At 45.3% G+C, this 20,344-nt stretch carries 22 protein-coding genes, 1 other RNA gene and 1 pseudogene; 5 read left to right on the forward strand and 19 right to left on the reverse strand.

Annotation, left to right across the window (positions count from 1 at the left end; translation table 11 throughout):
• Positions 1–7: 7 nt before the first annotated feature.
• The 12 genes and pseudogenes from ICN26_RS08120 to dnaX all read right to left on the reverse strand — a co-directional run.
• A pseudogene (locus ICN26_RS08120) lies at positions 8–631 on the reverse strand (protein-L-isoaspartate(D-aspartate) O-methyltransferase); the annotation flags it as partial.
• Between the two features lie 29 nt (positions 632–660).
• Positions 661–1,455, reverse strand: a complete 795-nt coding sequence (gene surE, locus ICN26_RS08125; protein WP_216267955.1) for a 5'/3'-nucleotidase SurE — start codon at positions 1,453–1,455, stop codon at positions 661–663.
• Positions 1,456–1,480: 25 nt separating this feature from the next.
• A complete protein-coding gene (locus tag ICN26_RS08130; protein WP_216267956.1) occupies positions 1,481–4,558 on the reverse strand; it encodes an efflux RND transporter permease subunit in 3,078 nt (1,025 codons plus the stop codon).
• Positions 4,559–5,830 carry an efflux RND transporter periplasmic adaptor subunit gene (locus ICN26_RS08135; RefSeq protein WP_216267957.1) on the reverse strand — a complete coding sequence of 424 codons (1,272 nt, stop codon included), beginning with the start codon at positions 5,828–5,830 and terminating at the stop codon, positions 4,559–4,561.
• Positions 5,831–5,839: 9 nt separating this feature from the next.
• Positions 5,840–7,405, reverse strand: coding sequence for a TolC family protein (locus ICN26_RS08140; protein WP_255534444.1), 1,566 nt, complete (start codon positions 7,403–7,405; stop codon positions 5,840–5,842).
• A 138-nt stretch (positions 7,406–7,543) separates the two neighbouring features.
• A complete protein-coding gene (locus tag ICN26_RS08145; protein ID WP_216267958.1) occupies positions 7,544–8,962 on the reverse strand; it encodes a carbohydrate porin in 1,419 nt (472 codons plus the stop codon).
• Between the two features lie 209 nt (positions 8,963–9,171).
• Positions 9,172–9,360 (reverse strand): TA system antitoxin ParD family protein, encoded by a 189-nt coding sequence (locus ICN26_RS08150; RefSeq protein WP_216267959.1) that lies wholly within the window; start codon positions 9,358–9,360, stop codon positions 9,172–9,174.
• Positions 9,360–9,581 carry a type II toxin-antitoxin system RelE family toxin gene (locus ICN26_RS08155; protein WP_255534446.1) on the reverse strand — a complete coding sequence of 74 codons (222 nt, stop codon included), beginning with the start codon at positions 9,579–9,581 and terminating at the stop codon, positions 9,360–9,362. The genes ICN26_RS08150 and ICN26_RS08155 overlap by 1 nt, the downstream gene beginning before the upstream one ends.
• A gap of 35 nt (positions 9,582–9,616) precedes the next feature.
• Entirely contained in the window at positions 9,617–9,841 is a 225-nt protein-coding gene (relB, locus tag ICN26_RS08160) for a type II toxin-antitoxin system RelB family antitoxin (protein WP_216267960.1), read from the reverse strand.
• A 204-nt stretch (positions 9,842–10,045) separates the two neighbouring features.
• Positions 10,046–10,660 (reverse strand): recombination mediator RecR, encoded by a 615-nt coding sequence (gene recR / locus ICN26_RS08165; protein ID WP_216267961.1) that lies wholly within the window; start codon positions 10,658–10,660, stop codon positions 10,046–10,048.
• 25 nt (positions 10,661–10,685) lie between these two features.
• A complete protein-coding gene (locus ICN26_RS08170) occupies positions 10,686–11,009 on the reverse strand; it encodes a YbaB/EbfC family nucleoid-associated protein (RefSeq protein ID WP_046330302.1) in 324 nt (107 codons plus the stop codon).
• A gap of 27 nt (positions 11,010–11,036) precedes the next feature.
• A complete protein-coding gene (dnaX, locus tag ICN26_RS08175) occupies positions 11,037–12,692 on the reverse strand; it encodes a DNA polymerase III subunit gamma/tau (RefSeq protein ID WP_216267962.1) in 1,656 nt (551 codons plus the stop codon).
• Positions 12,693–12,724: 32 nt separating this feature from the next.
• Between dnaX and ffs the strand changes: the two genes are divergently transcribed.
• An RNA gene (gene ffs, locus ICN26_RS08180) (signal recognition particle sRNA small type) lies at positions 12,725–12,822 on the forward strand.
• Between the two features lie 48 nt (positions 12,823–12,870).
• Here the strand turns inward: ffs and ICN26_RS08185 are convergent.
• Entirely contained in the window at positions 12,871–13,020 is a 150-nt protein-coding gene (locus ICN26_RS08185; RefSeq protein WP_216267963.1) for a hypothetical protein, read from the reverse strand.
• Between the two features lie 47 nt (positions 13,021–13,067).
• Positions 13,068–13,478 (reverse strand): hypothetical protein, encoded by a 411-nt coding sequence (locus ICN26_RS08190; RefSeq protein WP_216267964.1) that lies wholly within the window; start codon positions 13,476–13,478, stop codon positions 13,068–13,070.
• A gap of 743 nt (positions 13,479–14,221) precedes the next feature.
• Here ICN26_RS08190 and ICN26_RS08195 point away from each other — a divergent pair.
• Both ICN26_RS08195 and ICN26_RS08200 read left to right on the forward strand, forming a co-directional pair.
• Positions 14,222–14,647, forward strand: a complete 426-nt coding sequence (locus ICN26_RS08195) for a bactofilin family protein (RefSeq protein ID WP_216267965.1) — start codon at positions 14,222–14,224, stop codon at positions 14,645–14,647.
• Between the two features lie 48 nt (positions 14,648–14,695).
• Positions 14,696–15,094, forward strand: a complete 399-nt coding sequence (locus tag ICN26_RS08200; protein WP_215353875.1) for a hypothetical protein — start codon at positions 14,696–14,698, stop codon at positions 15,092–15,094.
• A 19-nt stretch (positions 15,095–15,113) separates the two neighbouring features.
• Here ICN26_RS08200 and ICN26_RS08205 read toward each other — a convergent pair whose 3' ends face one another.
• The 3 genes from ICN26_RS08205 to ICN26_RS08215 all read right to left on the reverse strand — a co-directional run bounded on the left by ICN26_RS08205 (position 15,114) and on the right by ICN26_RS08215 (position 18,362).
• Entirely contained in the window at positions 15,114–15,641 is a 528-nt protein-coding gene (locus tag ICN26_RS08205) for an HD domain-containing protein (RefSeq protein ID WP_216268436.1), read from the reverse strand.
• A gap of 511 nt (positions 15,642–16,152) precedes the next feature.
• Positions 16,153–17,751: an ion transporter gene (locus ICN26_RS08210; protein ID WP_216267966.1), complete on the reverse strand. Its 1,599-nt coding sequence runs from the start codon at positions 17,749–17,751 to the stop codon at positions 16,153–16,155.
• A 50-nt stretch (positions 17,752–17,801) separates the two neighbouring features.
• On the reverse strand, positions 17,802–18,362 hold the full coding sequence (locus tag ICN26_RS08215) for a hypothetical protein (RefSeq protein WP_216267967.1): 561 nt from the start codon (positions 18,360–18,362) through the stop codon (positions 17,802–17,804).
• Positions 18,363–18,466: 104 nt separating this feature from the next.
• Here ICN26_RS08215 and ICN26_RS08220 point away from each other — a divergent pair, with 104 nt between their 5' ends.
• Both ICN26_RS08220 and ICN26_RS08225 read left to right on the forward strand, forming a co-directional pair.
• The gene (locus tag ICN26_RS08220) at positions 18,467–18,646 is read left to right on the forward strand and encodes a hypothetical protein (RefSeq protein ID WP_216267968.1); all 180 of its coding nucleotides are present in this window, start codon (positions 18,467–18,469) and stop codon (positions 18,644–18,646) included.
• A gap of 37 nt (positions 18,647–18,683) precedes the next feature.
• Positions 18,684–19,340: a putative quorum-sensing-regulated virulence factor gene (locus tag ICN26_RS08225; RefSeq protein WP_216267969.1), complete on the forward strand. Its 657-nt coding sequence runs from the start codon at positions 18,684–18,686 to the stop codon at positions 19,338–19,340.
• A gap of 19 nt (positions 19,341–19,359) precedes the next feature.
• Here the strand turns inward: ICN26_RS08225 and ICN26_RS08230 are convergent, their stop codons facing one another.
• Together ICN26_RS08230 and ICN26_RS11035 are read right to left on the reverse strand one after the other, a co-directional pair.
• Complete coding sequence (locus ICN26_RS08230) at positions 19,360–19,902, reverse strand: TIGR00645 family protein (protein WP_216267970.1); 543 nt, start codon at positions 19,900–19,902, stop codon at positions 19,360–19,362.
• A gap of 166 nt (positions 19,903–20,068) precedes the next feature.
• The gene (locus ICN26_RS11035; protein WP_255534447.1) at positions 20,069–20,200 is read right to left on the reverse strand and encodes a hypothetical protein; all 132 of its coding nucleotides are present in this window, start codon (positions 20,198–20,200) and stop codon (positions 20,069–20,071) included.
• Positions 20,201–20,344: the final 144 nt, after the last annotated feature.

Here is a 20,344-nt window from a genome sequence, read left to right on the forward strand (position 1 = left end):
AGGATTTTCATACTACCCCTGATTGTAAGGGGACAAAAAAGACCTCGTCTAGAACGGTTCTTTGATAGCGCTGGGAGCTCATCCGCTCCACCATAATCAATTGCTGCTCTTTCTCATTCTTGGCGACTGGGGCAACTAGGCGCCCGCCAATAGCCAATTGCTCTAATAAAGCATCCGGAATACCCAAGCCGGCTGCTGCCAGAATAATGGCATCAAATGGAGCGGCTTGAGGTAGACCCAAAATGCCGTCGCCGTAAATGAGACGGAGGTTTTTAATGCGAAATGGGCGCAACTTCTCTCTCGCCATATCGTGCAAAGGACGAATACGCTCAATCGAATAGACCTCATCAGACAGTAAGCTGAGAACAGCGGCTTGGTAACCACAGCCAGTACCAATCTCCAATACCTTACCCAATTGTTGCTTGGGCTTATGCAAAAGCTCAATCATGCGTGCCACTACCGATGGCTTGGAAATCGTTTGTGAGTGGCCGATTGGTAAAGCAGTATCTTCATAGGCCTGAGGATGCATACCCGCGTCCATAAATGCATGGCGCGGAACAGTAGCAATGGCTTCTAATGTTTTTCCATGCTTTACCCCAGCAGCGAGAACTTTCGCAGCTAAAGCTTGCCGATGACCGGCATTACGTTCTGCCGCTGGCCTCAACCGCGCGTCCAGCCGTTAGCTTGCATGGCAGCCAAGCGCGCATGGTGCGTTAGGTCTAATTGCATTGGCGTGATCGAGATACACCCTTCATCAATGGCATGAAAGTCCGTACCTTCAGAACTATCTTTGGCATGCCCTGCGGCACCAATCCAATAAATATCATCGCCACGTGGGCTTTTTTGTACTACTACTGGTTGAGAATGGTGGCGATTACCTAAACGCGTCACACGCCAGCGATTTAGCTCGGCATAGGGACGATTCGGAATATTGACGTTCAGCAAAGTAGCAGCGCCATCGGTGTGAGTCAGCTTGGATGCTAGCGTTTGCGCAACGATATCGTGAGCTGCTTTTGCGGCATCTTCAATCTGGTTCCAGCCTTTATCAATTTGTGAGAAGGCAATTCCGGGAACGCCAAACATCACACCTTCGACTGCAGCAGCCACAGTGCCTGAGTACAGAGTATCTTCACCCATGTTCTCACCTTGATTGATGCCAGAAACTACTAAGTCAGGTTTCTCATCTAAGAAGCCCGTCATAGCGATATGCACACAATCGGTCGGTGTGCCATTAATAAATAGGAAACCATCACGCTCACCGCCCGCTACCCGATGAATCGAGAGTGGTCGTGAGAGTGTTAACGAGTTCGATGCACCGCTGTGATTTTGCTCAGGGGCAATCACTGTGACGCGACCTAATGGGCGAATCGCATTGACCAAGGCTAAAAGACCAGGCGCAAGATAGCCATCATCATTCGAAATCAGGATGTGTGGCTGTTTTGTGTTTTCACTCATGAATATCAGTACCTTCTTAACAGCCCTATGCTTTTGCTGCCTGGGTTAATGCGCGACCTCTAAACCATCCATATATTACTGGTAATACCAAGAGGGTCAAAATAGTCGTCGTCACCATGCCACCCACGATCACTAAAGCCAAGGGACGCTGGGCCTCAGAGCCAATCGAATGAGATAAAGCGGCCGGCAATAACCCTAATCCAGACAGTGCCGCTGTCATCAGTACCGGGCGAACTCGCAAAGAGGCGCCCTCCACCATCACATCCTTCATCTCACCATGCTCGGTAGCAGCAGTCTTATTAATAAAAGAGATCAGAATCACACCATCCTGAATCGCAATACCAAACAAGGATAAGAATCCAAAGAAAGCAGAGATGCTTAAGGTCTCACCCGCGAGATGTAAAGCAAGGACACCGCCAATCGCTGCAAACGGTACGTTAATCATCACAATCACTGCGTCACGGAAATTACCAAAAGCACTAACGAGTAATAAGAAGATGCCCAGCAATGCCAATGGCACGATCAGCATCAACTTCTTCTGCGCTTGCTTCATTTGATTAAATTGACCATCCCAGCTAATTGAGTAATTTGGTGGCAATGTAATATTTTTTTCAACCAAGAACTGTGCATCCTCCACTGCGCTACCTAAGTCGCGGCCACGTACGCTAAATTTAATTGCGATATAGCGCTTACCTGCTTCACGGTAGATAAAGAATGGGCCATCACTGAGCTGAACCGTAGCGACCATCGACAAAGGAATTGCAGCGCCATTAGGTGCATCAACTAAGAGGTGGCCGATATCCGCAACGTCATTACGACTACCCTCATTTAAACGAATTGCGATGCCAAATGTCTTTTCATCTTCGAGCAGGTTTGTAACGGCAGCACCGCCAATCGCATTGGCAACAACCGTTTGAATATCGTTCACATTAATACCATAGCGAGCGGCACGCTCTCGATCAATCTGAATATTTAAAGTCGGCTGACCTAATTCCTTCAAAATGCCTTCGTCTGCTACACCGCGTACTTTTTTGAGCTGATTAATCACCTCGTGGGCTTTTTGATCCAAGACCTCTAAATCTGTGCCATAGATTTTGACGGAGTTCTCGCCCTTCACGCCAGAGAGCGCTTCATTTACATTGTCCTGAATGTATTGCGAGAAACTATAAGTAACGCCAGGAATCTTATTAAGCTCCACCTCGAGATGCGCAATCAAATCTTTTTTGCTTGAGCCGCTTGGCATCTTATCTGGACTCTTTAAATAGAGTCCGTACTCTTGGTTAAATACACCGGTAGAGTCTGTTCCATCATCAGGTCGACCAATTTGAGCGGCAACTTTATCAATCTCCGGCTGCTTTAAGAAGGTCTCGCGCAGCTGATTGGCAATCTTGACTGAATAATCTAGGTCTACTGTATTTGGCAAAGTGACGCGTAGCCAAATATTGTTTTCCTCTAAGGTCGGCAAGAAAGCCGTTCCTAGGCGAGTAACACTTAATAGGGTCAGACCTAAAACAAATACTGCAACAGACACTACTGTTAATGGGCGGTCCATCCATTTTCTCAAGAGCGGTTTATAGCTACTGAGAAGCTTGGTCATAAATCCTGGTGGTTTGTGGTGCAAGTTCTCACCGAATACCAATGAGATCATGGCGGGTAAGAAAGTTAAGCTCAGAATCATCGCGGCAATCAATGCAAAGCCCATAGTGAATGCCATTGGCTTAAAGATGATGCCCTCTACTCCACCCATAAAGAACAAGGGTGAGTAGGCAACGATGATGATCCCTGTGGAATAAATCATGGCGCGCTGCACTTCACTCGTTGCCAAGATGATGCTTTGATTAAGTCGCTTACCACCCTCTTCTAAGTGACGCATGACGTTCTCAGTCAGAATCACTGCGGAATCTACGATCACCCCAAAGTCAATCGCACCTAAGGAAATCAGGTTGGCTGGCACGCTCCACAGGTGCATCTGGATAAATGAGACACAGAGCGCCAAAGGAATTACCGCAGCTACTACTGCTGCGGCACGCAAATTACCTAAGAAGAAAAATAGTACTGCTAGAACCAAAGAGATACCAAAGAACAAGGTATGTTTAACCGTGCCAATGGTGATGTCCAGGAGAACTTGGCGATCATAGAACGGCACCACTTCAATACCAGGTGGGAGTACTTGTTTGTTGATGTTTTCTACAGTTTTGCGAACCCTCGCCAATACTTCGGTGGCATTTTCCCCGCGACGTAAATAAACGATACCTTCGACTGAGTCTGGGTTGTCATTGAACTGGAACATGCCTAATCGCGGAGCATTACCAATCTCCACCCTGGCAACATCACCAATTCGAATTGGTACACCATCATGAATGGATATCACCACCCGCTTAATGTCATCGATATTTTTTAGGAGGCCTACGCCGCGCACCACAAACTGCTGCTCACCACTAGGCAATAGTCCACCACCCGTATTGCTATTGGCATTGCTTAAGGCAGCAATCAAGTCATTCACACTCACGCCTTTAGATTGCAGACTTTCTGGGCTGACGATGACCTGGTATTGGCGAACCCTTCCACCAAATGAGGAGACATCAGCTACACCTGGGGTTTGCTTGAGTTCTTTATAGATCTCGTAGTTCTGCAGCGTTTTTAATTGTGTAGATGAAGCGTAATCCGACTTCACCTCATAACGCATGATCTCGCCAGTGGCATCCGAGTCTGGACTAACGCTAGATGTGACTCCAGGCGGAAAACTCACATTAGCTAAGCTAGTAATAAAAGTTTGGCGGGCTTTAAAAGGATCAGTCGTATCGTTGAATTTGAGCGTCACAACGGATAAACCAAATAAAGAAACTGAGCGGAAGGCTTGTAGCCCAGGAATACCAGCCAAGGCATTTTCTACTGGAATGGTAACTTGCTGTTCTACCTCAGTCGTACTTCTACCAGGCCATTGAGAAATCGCCTGAATGGTTAATGGAGCCACTCCTGGGTATGGCTGAATTGGCAACTTAGAAAGACTGAACATCCCTAAACCGAGGAGCACAACTGAGCCAACGATGACCAGCATACGTTTCTCAAGTACGCCTCGTATAAAGGAGGTAAATGCGCTCACTTAGTCTTCCTGCTTCGCAAATCGATCATTTAACAAGACAGCACCTTCGGCCAAAATACGCGCGCCAGGTTCAACACCTTCAGTAATCGCAAAAGTCTTGCTGTTCAGGTCATAGCCTTTAACAGGGAGACGGCGGTAAGCTTCATCTCCGACTTTCACAATCACGTAACGCATTTCCCTAATCCGAACCACTGCTGTTTGCGGAACGACAATGGCATCGGCCATACCGGTAGTCAGTTTTGCCGATGCATACATATCAGGACGCAGGAGATCATCGTGATTCTCAATCTCCGCACGCACCAATAAGGCACGGGTTTGTGGATCAATTGTGGGGGCGATATAGTTTGCATAGGCCACAAATTCTTTATCAGGATATGCCTCAACATGTAAAACCATTTTTTGACCTGGCTTAATCAAGCGTAAGTCCTGCTCAAATACATTACCTAAAAACCAGAGCTGTTTAGGATCGGCCAAAGTAGCAATCACATCGCCAGAGTTCACGGTGGAACCTGGCTCAAAATTGCGCTTCACTACCACCCCTTTTAAGGGAGAGCGCATCACTAAGTTACTTTGAGTTTTACCAGTAACTTCAATTGCATTAATGTCGCCATCACCAGCGCCGAGATTGCGCATACGATTTGCGGCAGCTTGTTGGGTGATGCGCGCATCACCTAGCAAGTCACTCATCGTTTTACTGGATTCCAAAACCCTAGCGGTCTTAGAGGAGAGTAAATACTCTTGCTGGGCAGACAAAAATTCTGGGCTATAGAGTTCAACTATTGGCGAGCCAACATTCACCTGTGCGCCATCAAAAGCAAAGATACGCTCTACACGACCGGGTGCACGTGCAGACAACACTTTCGATTTTTCTGCATTAAAGGCCAGACGACCAGTCACTTTGATGTCTACCGGTACCTGTACTTTTTCAGCGGTTTGGAAAACATACACTAATGGATTGAGTTTTACGCCAGCTAACTTCAGCTCGAGAATGCCGCTCTTCTCTACTTTCAATGCCTTGTCAGAGACTTCGATTTTGACGTTGCGATTCACGTTGGTAATGCGACCCAAAACGATACCCATAGAAAGAATAGCGAATGCAACGGCAACTAAACGAACACGACTACGGTTTTGAGGGCTCAAGTTCCAATACAAGCCGGCAACACTTGCAAAAGCTAGCTGCAATCGATGACCGCCAAAGCGCAAGACCTTATCGGTGATGGGCTTTGCCTTGTCAGCCAACTGCTTTAGAAAAGAAAGAATTTGGTCTTTCAACACTGCTCCTTAAAAAGGTTCTTTGCCAGATGTCACTAGCAACACTGCTTGCGCTTGCAATAAATTACTTTCCGCTAGCGCTAATTGAACTTCGAGATTGCGCAATTGCGTTTGCGCTGTCAGCAAATCGTTAAATCCCTGACCATTATTTGAGTACTGAGTTAAACCAACCTTGTAAGCAGCATCTGCTTGAGGAACTTGGCGCTCCTTTAGAAATTGGGTTTGATTCTTGGCTTGCTCGTAGCTTGCAAAGGCGCTATTCACAGCCAACACAATTTGTTGACGATTGGAGATATTGCCTGCCTCTGCAGCCGCTTGATTGCGCTGCGCCTGCTCTACCCCATATTTTTCTTTGGTAAAGAAATACAGTGGGATGATGAGATCAAGCTCCAACTGATAAAACATTGCGCCGTTGTTAGCTGAGAATGGGCCACGCGGAGTAAAGGATGAGCCTATCACTTGGAAATCCGGTAGGTAGGCCTTCTTTGCCAAATCCACACCCTTACGAGCAGCCTCTAACTGCAAGGCAGAGCTCTTTAAGGATGGATGGCTAGTTTCCGCATAGTCTTCTAGCTCCAACAAAGTAGGCACGCTATTCAGAGCACGGCGTACATCACCGCGCAAGATCAACTTCTCTCTCGAGTGACGACCCACCAAAGTATTGATATTGTTTAAGGCAACCGATAGTTGACGCTCGACATTAAATTGATCGGCTTGCGCTGCGCTTTGTGCCACTTGAGCGTTGAGATATTCAACATAAGCAGCGGCATTATTTGAATAACGCGCTTTAGCGACGTTCTTAATCATCTCCAAACGCATGACCGATTCTTTGAGAACCTGCAGTTGTTTTTGCGATGCCAAGGCGGTGTAATACAAAGTTGATAGTTGAGCGCCTAGCTGCAAGTAGGTAGATTCGCTTTGCGCTAAGAGTGCCTCAGCGTTCGTATTAGCAATATCGGATGCCAAACTCTTCTTGCCTGGAAACTGAAATGGCTGGGCTATCGAGATTGCATTGTTACTGCTGATCCCATTAGGATTCTGTGGCGTTGGTGTATTTGCCCCACCCAATGCAAATGGGGAATTGACTGGCATGCCTGACCAGACCAAACCTACTTGTGGATTGGTTGGCGCATTGATCTGCGGCACGGTTGCCTTGGCAGACAAATAAGACTCACGCAATGAAGATAACTGTGGATTGTTGAGTTTGAGCTCATTCCACAGTTGACGCAAATCCATATCCGTTGGACCAGATGGTGCACCCTTGGTATAAATATTGGGGGTATCGCTCTTCGTGACTGGTGCAAATAGAGATGCAGCATTTGCAGGATTCGCGGACTGATTACTAATAACTGGGGGTGCGGACAAGAGATTCTGGGCTTCATTTGCCTGCACAGTAACAGTGGCAGGGATCGATGAATTAAGGGGTGAAGTTTGTGCAAAAACAGAGGAAACAAAAAACAGTGAAGCATAAGCAAGCCACTTTGCAGGGTTTGCGCTTGCAACAATCAGTTTGCTAGTTGTCATCTGGCCGTGAATCAAATCGGCTGCCTCTAAATCCGTACTAATGCAGTTCATTTAGCCCTGAATGTGGATTTCCCTACATTTCAAGGGGTTTTAATGATTATAGGGTGCCAGGCGCAAATGTCCACGAAATACGAATTCTTATCTTATTGATTCTAAAGACAATAATGAATTTATCCCTGCTTGCAATACCTAGAATTCAGCATGAACCCTGAAAGACAGGATGTTTACCGGTCCACGAGCCGAGTTATAGGCCGGATTAATGATGTGCTGGAAGTTCACACCCGCAAGCACGTTCTTGATCACCGTAGCGTTGTAATAGACCTCACCAATCCGCTCAGGTGAATACGAAATCGTCTGACTAGGACTAGCGTAATCACCAATGAAATAAGACACGCCTCCTGCTTGTAGATAGCCACGGCGATAACTGGATAAACCGTTTTGCATCATCGAAATACCGATGCTGTCACTAGGGCGCTGCCAACTAGTGCCATTCATGCCCATACCCACAGATATGGAATTATCCGCCTCAGTAAACGACATGGTCTCGGTCTGACCATCCGATGTGAACGCGCGACCGTAGATGCCAAGGTCTTTGGTCAAAGCCTGCTCACCATGTATACCAATACCCGTCTTAATTTGATTGCTATTGCGTACATTGTTAATCGCTTGCGTACCCTGACGTGCTCCTGGATTTTGATCAATATAGTTCGTAGCATCTTCAAAGCGCGCCAAAATCATTTTGTTGCGGTAGGCTAAGACGCTGACCTTGCCTGGCAAGTCGGCAATGTTGTGTTGGCGCTCCACTTCCACTTGATCACCATAGGCATTAAAGATTTGCCAATTGAGGTCACGACCATTGGGTGATTTAGGAGCGAGCATGCGGGAGGCGCGCATGACCCAATTGTCGAGATACCACTCACCCGCCAAGCCCCAGCTATAGCCTCTGGCATCAGCTGCATAGTCATAAGCTAGATAAGTCATATTGCCCCAGTTCATAAACTGAATACGGGGGTCTTTGGCATAACGGCTATCGTCAAAGATATCGAGCGTAGAAAACTGACCACCGGTGAGCACTACGCGATTACTACTCACCGTTTGGGTAATTTGATTGGCTTCATCTTCTAGAACAACTTTATCGCCCTCTTGATTGATGGTGTGGCGAGCAAAGGCTCTGGCAGAATAAAACTTGGCTTGAGTGCCGCCGGCTTTAGTTGCTTCGCCGTTGGTGAAACCACCGAGGCCCACCAAGCCCGAAAATGGCACTCCCGAAACTACCTCTGGATTGAAATAGACATCGGTATTAGGCGCAATGCGTGCACCCATAAACAAAGTGCCAGACCAGGTATAGCTCATTGATTTGAGTGAATCTAAGCTGTTCTGGCCAGAATAGGGAGAGTTGAAATTCTTATAGCGTTGATTAATATACGTTGTTTGCCCATGAATATTGACTGGCAAACCAAAGAGCTCCCCTTCAGTGGGAAAGCTCTCAATAGGAGATGCAAATGTAGCAATTTGGTCTGAACCGGATCCCGCCTTCTGGGCATGCGCAGTCGTGCTACCAAGGGCGGCGAGCAAGCTCAACAGAAGAACGTAGGATTTGTGGGTCATTCACAATTTCACATTACTTGACATCAATGATCAGCGAATAACTAAAAGTAACTTGTAGTAACTTGAAGCAACTAATGATCAGATCAACCAGGGTAAACACAAGACAGCTCGGTTAGGCACGGCGTGAGATTGAAGCTCAACAGGGGTGCAGACCAAATTATCCCCAAAAAGATGTAATTTACCTAGGGTTTATGTCGGCTTAGTGACCATTAGAGTTCAGGGGATTGGGTATTGAGGATATCTAGCAACATTTGCCCAGTTAACTCTAAATTATTTTCCGCAAGTTTTCCTAAGCGAGTCCAATGCTCAATTTGTTGAAATGGCAATCGACCCTCTAACCTTCCCACTCTCCTAGCATGCATCACTAGATTCTGAGACAACCTAATCACTTTGGACATTACTTGTATATGTGCTTTCGATCACCAATACTCACGACGTGAATGCTGATCTCTTTGTCTTGAATAGAAGCAATAATTCGATAATCGCCGACCCGATAACGCCAGTAGTCTCCATACTCGCTACCTTTTAAGGCTTCGCCAAGAATTCTTGGGTCAGCCTGAATTGCAAGCCTCTCTTTGCAAAACTTAAAAAAAAATTGTTTTAGCCACTTTAGGATCAAATTTTCTTAATTGTTTTTCTGCTGATGGGGCAAACTCAATCAGCCAAACCAAGATTTCGCTCCACCTGGTCTAATGGAATGGCTTTTACTTTGCCACTTTTTAACGCTCTCATACTCTTATCAGCTAGATATAGATCCTCCATATCTTCCATATAAGCCAAAATCGCTTTACGAGCATAAAAGGTTTTAGTTCTTCCAGTTGCCTTGGCTAAATTATCAAGTCTCAATTCAATTTCCTTGGGTAATCGTATTGCCAGCATATGACCTCCTAGTCTTTGCTATACAAGTATAGCAATTATGACGAATTTGTAGGAGGTACAGCAATGACAATTTATTAATTAAAAGAGTTGGGCAAAAAAGTTGTCAAAGTAATTGAGCAACTTTAAAGCAAGAAAGATATTTTATTGGAGTGGTGCCCGGTATTCAACGCTATTGGTAAAAGGGTTTTTGGGTAACCACCCAACTTAACGCCGGTCCATCAGCGCTCTAGCCAGGGTGCCTGCATCCACGTACTCCAACTCTCCACCCACCGGAATACCTCTAGCAATTCTGGTGACTTTGATGCCTTTGGATTTCAGTACTTCACCAATGTAGTGGGCTGTCGCCTCACCTTCACTCGTGAAATTCGTTGCTAGAACCACTTCTCTGACTGGCACTCCAGTATCGGGCGCTTCAATACGACCCAGTAGTCGATCAAAATGAATTTCATTAGGACCCATGCCATCGAGTGGTGAGATACGGCCCATCAATACAAAGTAATTGCCCTTAAAACTCATAGTCTGCTCAACCATGACTTGGTCGGCAGGAGTTTCCACAATGCACAGCAAAGATGGATCACGACGGTCATCCATACACGTGCCACAGATTTGGGTCTCTGAAAAAGTATTGCAACGGGCGCAGTGACCTACAGTCTCTACTGCTTCACCTAACGACTGAGCAAGTACGGCTGCGCCATTGCGATCATGCTGCAGTAGATAGAAAGCCATGCGCTGTGCAGACTTAGGTCCCACTCCAGGCAATACGCGCAATGCCTCGATCAAACGACCAAGGGCATCTTGCGGAGCTTCTTGACGCGCCATTAAATGAACCGTTTTTGGTTAATGATTAAAACGGCAACTTAAAGCCAGGAGGCATTGGCATGCCCGCAGTAGCACCAGACATCACTTGTGAGCTAGCTGCTTCGACTTGTTTGAATGCTTCTGTATAGGCAGTCACTAACAAGTCTTCAAGCATTTCGCGATCATCCATTGCACCTGGATCAATCTGAACACGTTTCATTTCGTGTTTGCCAGAGATGGTGACTTTGACTAAACCACCAGCAGCTTGGCCAGTGACTTCGAGCGCAGCCAATTGCTCTTGCGCTACTTTCATCTTCTCTTGCATCTGCTGGGCTTGTTTCATCAAACCAGCAAGGCCACCTTTCATCATCGCTTTATTTCCTTATGTTTTTAATCTTTAGATTGGCTTAACAGAGCCACCCACTACTTTGGCTCCAAACTCTTTTTCTAATTGCTGAATAAATGGATCTTGTGCAATCATCTGCTCTGCATTTTGCCTTTTCTCTTGATGAATCTGCGCATCTACTTTAGCAACGGTCTTACCTTCGACTTCACCCTTTTCGATGACTACTTTCACGGGTTTGCCAAAGTGTGCAGTTAATGCATCTGCAAGGCGACCAACAGAAGCTTCAGAGGCTAATTGCGGCATGGGTGTTACCACAGTGGCGCGCACGCCTGCAGGTGAATCTTCCCAATCTTGTAACTCTGTCTGAAACGCTAACTGTTGAACTAATCCTTTCACCGGCAACTGTCGGACCAAGGTATGCCAGTCGGGACGATCTGCGCTAGACGCGGTTGGCGCTGATACAGCAGGCTTAGCCACTGGAGCTGGTGCTGGAGCTGCAGACCTGACAGGGGCAGCAGTTTGATTTGCTGGCGCAGAGGGTCTTGGCGCTGATGCTACTGGTGGCGCTGAATTACTGCTTGTACCCACTGCTCTACCTGGAGTTTCATTGCCGGGACGAAAGGCCAACATCCGTAAGAGCGTCATGGCAAAGCCAGTTTGCTCATCGGGTGCTAGTGATAAGTCTGGGCGGCTGGTAATGCTAATTTGATAGAAGAGCTGCGCTTCTTCTTTTGTCAGTGCACTAGCTAAGCGACGAATTTCTGCCGCTTCTGGCCAATCTTCCAATACTGACTCAGGAACGATTTGTGCAGCTGCGATTTTCTGAATGAAGCTGGATAAATCTGCAAGCGCTAATGAGAAAGACATGCTGCGCTCACCCATTTCATTTGAGATGGCCAAAAGTGTTGCGCCATCTTTCGCAATGAGTGCATCTAAAATTTTAATGAGGTAGGCATCATCCAAAGTGCCAAGCATGCCGCGCACGGCTTCTTCGGATACTTTGCCAGCAGCATAGGCGATAGCTTGATCAGTTAAAGACAAAGCATCACGCATCGAGCCTTGGGCCGCTTTTGCTAAAACACGCAGTGCATTGGTTTCACATTCAACTTTTTCTGCGGCAAGTACTTTTTCTAGATGCTCCACGATGAGCGGAACTGGCATTTGTTTGAGATTGAACTGTAAGCAACGCGACAGAATGGTGACCGGGATCTTTTGGGGATCCGTAGTTGCAAGTATGAACTTCACATGTTCAGGCGGCTCTTCGAGCGTTTTGAGCATGGCATTAAAGGCATGATTGGTGAGCATGTGCACCTCGTCAATCATGTAGACCTTATAACGTGCATTACTAGGTGCGTAGGCTGCTTTTTCTAGTAAAGCCGCAATGTCGTCCACCCCGCGATTACTTGCAGCATCCATCTCGATATAGTCAACAAAGCGTCCTGCATCAATTTCTAGGCAAGCTGGGCATTTTCCACAGGGTTCTGAAGTCATACGACCTTGGCCGTCTTCTCCGGTGCAATTGAGGGCTTTGGCCATAATTCGGGCAATCGTGGTCTTTCCGACCCCGCGAGTGCCTGTAAAGAGCCAAGCGTGGTGTAGTCGACCCTGGTCTAAGGCATGGGTTAATGCCTTAACCACATGGTCTTGTCCTACCAATTGGGAGAATGTTTTAGGGCGCCACGAGCGGGCTAAAGCCAATGCTGTCATGTATTCCATTCTAACAAGCTAAAATGGAATTGGACGGGCCTCCCCGCATGGCGGTTTGGATAACCTGGTCAGGTCGGGAACGAAGCAGCCAAACCCAATTCTGTCAGTGCCGGGGGTCGGGCTCGTCCACCTTCCCCTACTCTTCATTAAGGCCTAGATTGCCTTTGTTGCCTTTGGCTCACTTTTTCCAAAAACAAGATAAACGACGGTCAATACCAGCAGCATAGTCGTGGTAGACCCACTTACTACAAATAAACTGGTCAACCGTAATGAGTAGGATTAGCGCTAGAGCTGAAAATATCAGCGCCCATTTAAGAGAAGCATTCATACAAGAAGATCCATTGAGGTTTTTGCATTTAAGAATAATTGACGCACTTAGGACTCTATCTTCATTTTCTTAAACTTATCTAACAGTGCCAAACTCGCCAAGATTTGATTGGCCATATCGGCATCAAGCTCCCCTTTGGCTAGCGCATAGAGCACTTGATCGGCGTGCTCTGCTTCTGGGGCAGCTAGTAGTTCCTTAAAGATTTCTTTTTGTGTCATGCCTAAATGAATCTGTAATGGCACTAGATTGATTTGCACGGCGCCTCCTTTGATGCCAAAGCGCACCTGGGCCATCTCAATGAGTTCACTACGCTGCTTTTCTTGGAGCTGGGTAAATGAGGGCATTTGGGTGCTTGCATTCGCTGCACTCGCAGCAGAAGCGATGGCAGGTCCTTTGCGAGGCTTTTTATATATCAAGTCATCATCCACAAAAGTCTCCAATCTCACGATGTATACCATTCTGCTGAAATACTACCTTGACTGAAGAGTTTTGACTGAACTTTTGTGGGATCGCTTGTACCCTGCAATTAGAAATACTAAATAATCTTCAAAATTTTAAAGATGCCCCAAATCATCCAAATGATGGCTATAACCAGCATGGTTCGAGAATCTAGCTGGATCTTGAATAACTGTAGCTGCCTATGAGAACACTCAATCGAAACTCGCAAAGCTGACCTCCTTCTGTAGAGAAAGGTATTAGCGTAGAGAGTTAGGTTGGTAATGAATAGTGATAAAGGATGAATTGGATGTAGGTAAGTATTGTCCCCTCCTAGACCCTAATTATAAAGACTACTTTTGCGGGCAATAGTTGATCGCCCACGATGACCCTTGCCGCAATGAATTTGCTCAAGTTGTTAAAGCATGTGGGCTTTCGCCCCAACTTCGTATGCGTTAACTAATAAGACAATAACCTTATTTGCATAAGGGATTACATCATTTTTTTGTCATATGTCTACTAATATTTTGATCCGTATATAGATGAATCAAGCACTTAGAAGCTACATGACATTGTTGCATTGCAACTAAATTTCATCTCGTAAAAAATTCAAAAATTGATTGGACAAGATGGCTCTTCAAGAACAAGATAAATCTATGTTGATGAATCAGTTAAGCGTGCGAATGGTCCCGTTTCGACACAGCATGAATTCACTGATTTGTTGGCAACCAAATTTAGCTTCTGAAAAAATGTATCGTGAATAACTATGTTTGATAGAAAACCCTCTAGCTCACAACTGACCTTTACCAATGAAATTGGTTCGGGATCTAAAGTGCTTGGAAACCTCGAGGGCAATGGCAACGTTCGGGTTTTGGGTCATTTTGTCGGCAATATTACAGAAGTAGCAGAGAGTAAAGCAACCTTAGTGATCGACAAAGATGGTGTTCTGACAGGCGATTTGCACTACACCAATCTCATTGTTGCTGGGACGATTGAAGGCACCATTACCGTAGATGAAAAAATTGAGGTCTACCCTAGCGCCTTGATTCACGGTGATATTCACTATAAATCGATTGATATCCATCCCAATGCCAGAGTCAATGGACTCCTCACTTGCTCAGTTTTAGATAAGGGCGCACAAAAGCCATCTGATGTGATTGCCTTTGATCTGACCAAAAAGATCGCCTCATAATCTACTAACGTCAGCTACTACTTCGGATACTACTCAACGGAGTTCTGTATGTCTTTTAGTATTTCACCTAAAAAAGAATTTCACCTTACCGAGCGTATGACCTACCGCAAAGATAATAAAGAAATGCATTGTGGCTTTCTTTGGAAAAGCGGGTCTTTCATTACAGAGAATCCGCCCAATTTTTTAGCCGAATATGATGAAAATATTGGTATTAGCGTGGGGAGTCAGGACTTTACGGAGGTAAACCTCTCTAGCGAAGGTCAGCACCTCATCTACTTCTCTGAGACCGTGCCACAAGATGAGCAAACAGACTTAAATGCCATTTTTCGGCAGAGCAAAACCACAGATGATTTTGATATTGGCTTTCAACACAAAGGTTGGCAATTGGTCGATATGGACATCGTGATGTGGGGTGAATTATCAATCACTAGCAAGCTCGATACCTAGATCCAGTATCAAGGCTCACCTACTGCATTTGCTCAGCCTCTTGTAGTAAGCCATCAAATACCTTTTCTAGCTTGGCATTAGTTCCTCTAACGCCAGCTACCACTGCTTCAGACCAAGCAAAATACTCTTGCTTGCGTTTGAGATCCCAGCCAGCTGGCGGTGCGACCAAAATATCACGTAGATTGCAAATCTTATCGGCGAGTTTGACAAGCTTGGCCTCATGACTAGCAAAGGGGGCGTGAGCAATTTGCAAGCTTTTACGCACCTCTTTGGCAAGCGATTTATCGTCGGTCAACTCTTTCACAATCGCAGTGACTTTTTTACCAAAATGGTTAATTAACTCTTCTTCAGTCGTTTGGGTATCTTCAAGTACATCATGTAGTAAGGCTGCGCACAGCACATCCCAAGACAACACCCCACCCTCATTTACCAAAACATTGACCAGTTCAATTGGGTGATTGATATACGGAGTGATTTGCGCATCTTTACGCCGCTGATTTTTATGCTTCTCGGCTGAAAATGCCAGAGCTTGGACAAAATGATTAATCATGATGTCATCCATTATAGGGATTGCTATGGTCTTTTTCCATTGACTCCTATTCCACAGTCAAGCTATTCAATACTGACTTGACCAATGACTGCGCCAGGCTTTTGTAAGGCCTCTGCACGGCGCGCAACATACTCCGGATTTTTGATCCCAGTATGCCTATTTGCTTATCAACACTATTGCTTAATATTTTTCGGTTTAAAGCCTAGACAGGCTATGTTGGTATTTGCCAAAACTTGAGCGTCTGGGGTTGTCTTAGACTTGATTTCATATAGCTTACAGCCATAGGGAAACCTCTTGTCCCAGGTAATGTAGAAAAATTGACATTCTTTACAGTTCATTGCGAAACCATAACATCAAGCCATAAGCAGCATCAAGTATTACAAACCGGAATTAAAAAAACCACCCAAAGGTGGTTTTGGTGCTGCTTAGCATCCCGGTTGAAATTCAACCGCTCTCTTAAGCATTTATAACCCTCAGCTAACCTAGCCTGAATGGGTCATTAGAAGATCTAGCCTTTATTCTTCGCCTTTTCTCCATCATGCTGCAAGAGTAACTTGAGTACATTGCTTTGTAGTGAGGTGACATTATCTGGGTTCTCAGCAAATTTACCGAGCTCCTGGCGATCCGACACACTGACAATTTGCTGCAGCTTAGAGATGGTGATCTTCAATTGCTCTGCTGCAAGCTCAGGATGCTTTGATAAAAATTCTAGGCTCATTTCGCTTGCAGCAGCTGCCTTATGACCCTTACCGCCATTGGTATCTGGCGCATGTTCTACACCCATCTCTACCTTAGCCTTTTCTAGTAAGCGCGCAAGCTCTCCATGGGATAGATGCAAACGCTTAGCCTCAGCCTCAATGAGTTCTTGCTCATCGGCTGAAATCACACCATCTTCTAGCATGTGATAGAGCTCATTCATCATTCTTTCGCGCTCAATCCGTAGTTGATCACTGAGTGCAGATGAAAGAATCGCTGCCGGAATTGCAAAAATACCAATCCCCAAGAGCGCTATGACAATGGTAACGGCTCTACCTGCAGGGGTAATGGGAGAAATGTCACCATAACCTACGCTGGCCAAAGTAATCACAGACCAATAAATTGCTTGCGGAATATTTTCAAACTTATCGGGCTGAGCTTCATGCTCAAAGACATAACCTAAACAGGCGGCGAGCATGACAAGTAATAGCAAAATGAAAACCGCAGCCTTCATGACAGGCCACTCGCGTTGAATCACAGTAAATAAAGATTGAGTAGCGCCAGAATAACGCGCTAGCTTTAGTAAGCGCATCAATCTAAAGACTCGCAAGAAGCGCAAGTCAAAGAGGTGATGAAGCAGACTCTCTAAATAGAAAGGCGCAATTGCCATGAGATCAATAATGCTCGTTGGTCTACATGCGTATCTTACGCGTCCTTTGAACCAAGCCTGGTACTTAGGATCCTCAGGGGCGCTATAAATCCTCATGATGTATTCTGTCGAGAAAATCACCACTGCAATGGTATCGAGAATAATAAATTCAGAATGTAGGTGGTAACTAATACTGTGGACTGATTCAAAAATTACCGCTAACACGGACACAATGACCCAGCTCACAATAAACATATCAAAGATGTAATGCAGCTTGCCACTGGTCGGTGTTTCATTGACTAGGGCATAAATCTTATAACGATAGGATTTGTCTTTGTTGAGCTCTAAAAACTCGTTGAACGCTGGTGCCAAAGCGCGGAAGAGTTTAAGTAAACGCAGTAAACGTAGGGCTCTTAGAATCCGTAAATCAGCCTCAAAGAAAGCGCTTAAGTAGAACGGCAAGATCGATACCAAATCAATGAGGGCAAATGGGCTCTTGCAGTAAGCAAGACGAGGATATTTAGCCGAACTAAAGGCAGGATCTTCTGGCGCAACATACACGCGCAAGACGTATTCAATCGAAAAGATAGCCAGCGAGACCACATCAAAAATATGAAAGAGGTGTTCCCGAGTTTCGTAAAAAACCGGAATATGCTCAAGCACTAAACCTACCATATTGAGTACGATCATGTACGCAATGAAGCGCTCGAACTGGTTGCAATAATTGGTTTTAATCTGGTGATTAAAGAATAAGTCAAACATCCGCTTACGGATGTGTAAGTTCAAACTAGACAATGAAATCGACTGGAGATTCATAATTTAAATTCTCCAATTCTGATCAGGTAAAAACCGGTATCGCAAAGACTCAGGCGAATTTGTAAGCCGCTGACGAGTCTTTCCCCAGGCTCTAGTGGAGATACTCCGGGAGGCCCTGCCGGATTGGCGGTCAGTTTTTCAAAGATGAGAGCTCCGCTATTGAGCAGATCTGTTTTATTACATTTAGCTGTATATGCTGGACCAGCCGGATTTAAAAGATTGACATAGCTCTCAAAAGGACCTTTGGCTCCAAAAAGTGCTTCAACGCAATTTTTCCAGTGGTTTGGCTTGACACCTTTAATCAATTTTTCATCTTCATCTATCGGTGTGCATGCTGCAGGTTCAATAGAATCATTGGCTTCGCTCTTGCTAGAAAGAGCCTCAAACCAGGCAACGATCTCTTCGGCGTTATCTTGTGATGTTGCTATCTTATCTGCGTTTTGATAGTTTCCTATTCCAAGATAGATCACTAGAAGCACGTTAGCCAATACAATCAAAATAAAGAAATAGTCCGAAACGCGCATGTCGCGAAATAAAATTTGGATATTCTTGCCCAACACGCTCTCCCAGCTTTTCTTTAGTTAATAGCGACTATCTTGCCGCTTTTAATTACTGTATATTCAGATATTGAGTTAATAAGACTGCCACTCGGGGATTATCAATGTTTTTCCAAACGCTTCTGCAAAGTTTAATCAAGAAAAAGCGAGCCAAACCAGCTGAGCCTTCTCAAGAATTATCCCCAATGGCTCAAAACATACTGCAAAAACTGGCTGAGCACGATAAAAACAAGGGTTTATCCCCGGATGATGCCAGTAAGTCAGAACTCCCAGGCAATCAGTAGCTAACTTGGCTTTAAGCCATTCTCTTTGAAGAATTTTATGTCTCAAGCCATTATTTTCGACGTTGAAGCCACCGATAAGACGGATGCCGTCATTATTGAAGCCGCTGCTTTAGATGTCACCTCAATCAATCCATTATCTGTTGGCAACCCTTGGGTGCAACGGTATAACCCAGGCAAGCCAATTAGCTTAGGTGCACTGGCCACCCACCACATCATGGATGAAGAGCTAGTGGACTGTCCGGCTAGCAGCTCATTTAAGTTACCTGTTGGCACCAAGTACATCATAGGTCATAGCATTGATTTTGACTGGGAGGCGATTGGCAAACCTGAAGTCAAACGCATTTGTACCCTTGCCTTGGCTCGTAGTCTTTGGCCGGATCTCGATAGCCATACGCAAAGTGCCCTGCTTTATCACTTTGAACGTTCGACCGCTAGAGAGCAACTGCGTAATGCGCATAGTGCATTAGCGGATGTGTGGATTTGCTCCAAGATACTTGGGCAGATTATTGAGAAGCTCAAACCTGCTTCTCTGGACGCTTTATGGGAAATGTCTGAGAAGTCTCGCATTCCGACGATCATGCCTTTTGGCAAACACAAAGGTGAATTGATTAGCCAGGTGCCGTCAGACTATAAGCAGTGGATGCTACGTCAGGACAATGTTTCTGAATACCTTCGCAAAGCATTGCAGACTTAAAGCTTCGCTTCTGATTACCTTAGTGCTGCTTATATGTTGAGGTCACTAGCTTTTCTGTATACGCAATCGCTACTGCTGAAAATACAAAGGTCATGTGAATAACGGTTTGCCACAGCAAGGTTTTTTCATCGTGTGAGGACGCATTAATAAAGGTCTTGAGCAAATGAATTGATGAAATTCCAATAATGGCAGTTGCCAGCTTCACCTTGAGTACGCCTGCATTGACATGCGATAGCCACTCAGGCTGATCTGGATGGTTCTCTAGCTCCAAACGCGACACAAAGGTTTCCCAACCACCAACGATGACCATCACCAACAAATTAGAGATCATCACCACATCAATCAGACCCAACACAATGAGCATGAGTGCAGTTTCTGTCATATTTTTCTCTGACATCATGCTAATCAGATGGGCCAACTCTAACCAGAACTGCCATACATAAACACCTTGGGCAACAATCAGGCCAATGTAGAGCGGTGCCTGCAACCAGCGGGACATAAATATCCAGCGTGGCAGTGGGCGTAATTTTTTATCTATGAAGGTTTGCTTGTCATCGATCATGTTTGGATTTTATCCATATTTATGACATTTTTATAGCCTCATTACACATATCTTGTGTAGGGGGATTCTGATGACTTTCGCCTTGACTAGGGAATAAGGAATCCGTGATTTCCTTATTCCCCTTCTAGGCAGCTGCTGCTTATTTTTTCTTTACTGCTGATTTTTCTTACTGATACTTGCGGCTAAATACTGGGGCATTACTACGCTCATTGCGCTTGGTGTTTTTTAGTACGGCGCAGTAAGACAAAATCATGATGATTGCAAGTGAAGCGCCGTTAAAGTTATTTAATAGTTCCATTTGATTTCTCCTAGTGTGTGTTTACGTTAATTGGTTTTTGCTTCTATTTTGCTTCTATGTATTCAGAATATTGACTTACTGGCTCACGAAATGAGCTAGTAAAATTTGCTTTGTTATTTGTTGTTTTTTATTCATTTTTTTCAT

The organism is Polynucleobacter hallstattensis (genome assembly GCF_018881835.1).
Lineage (GTDB): Bacteria > Pseudomonadota > Gammaproteobacteria > Burkholderiales > Burkholderiaceae > Polynucleobacter > Polynucleobacter hallstattensis.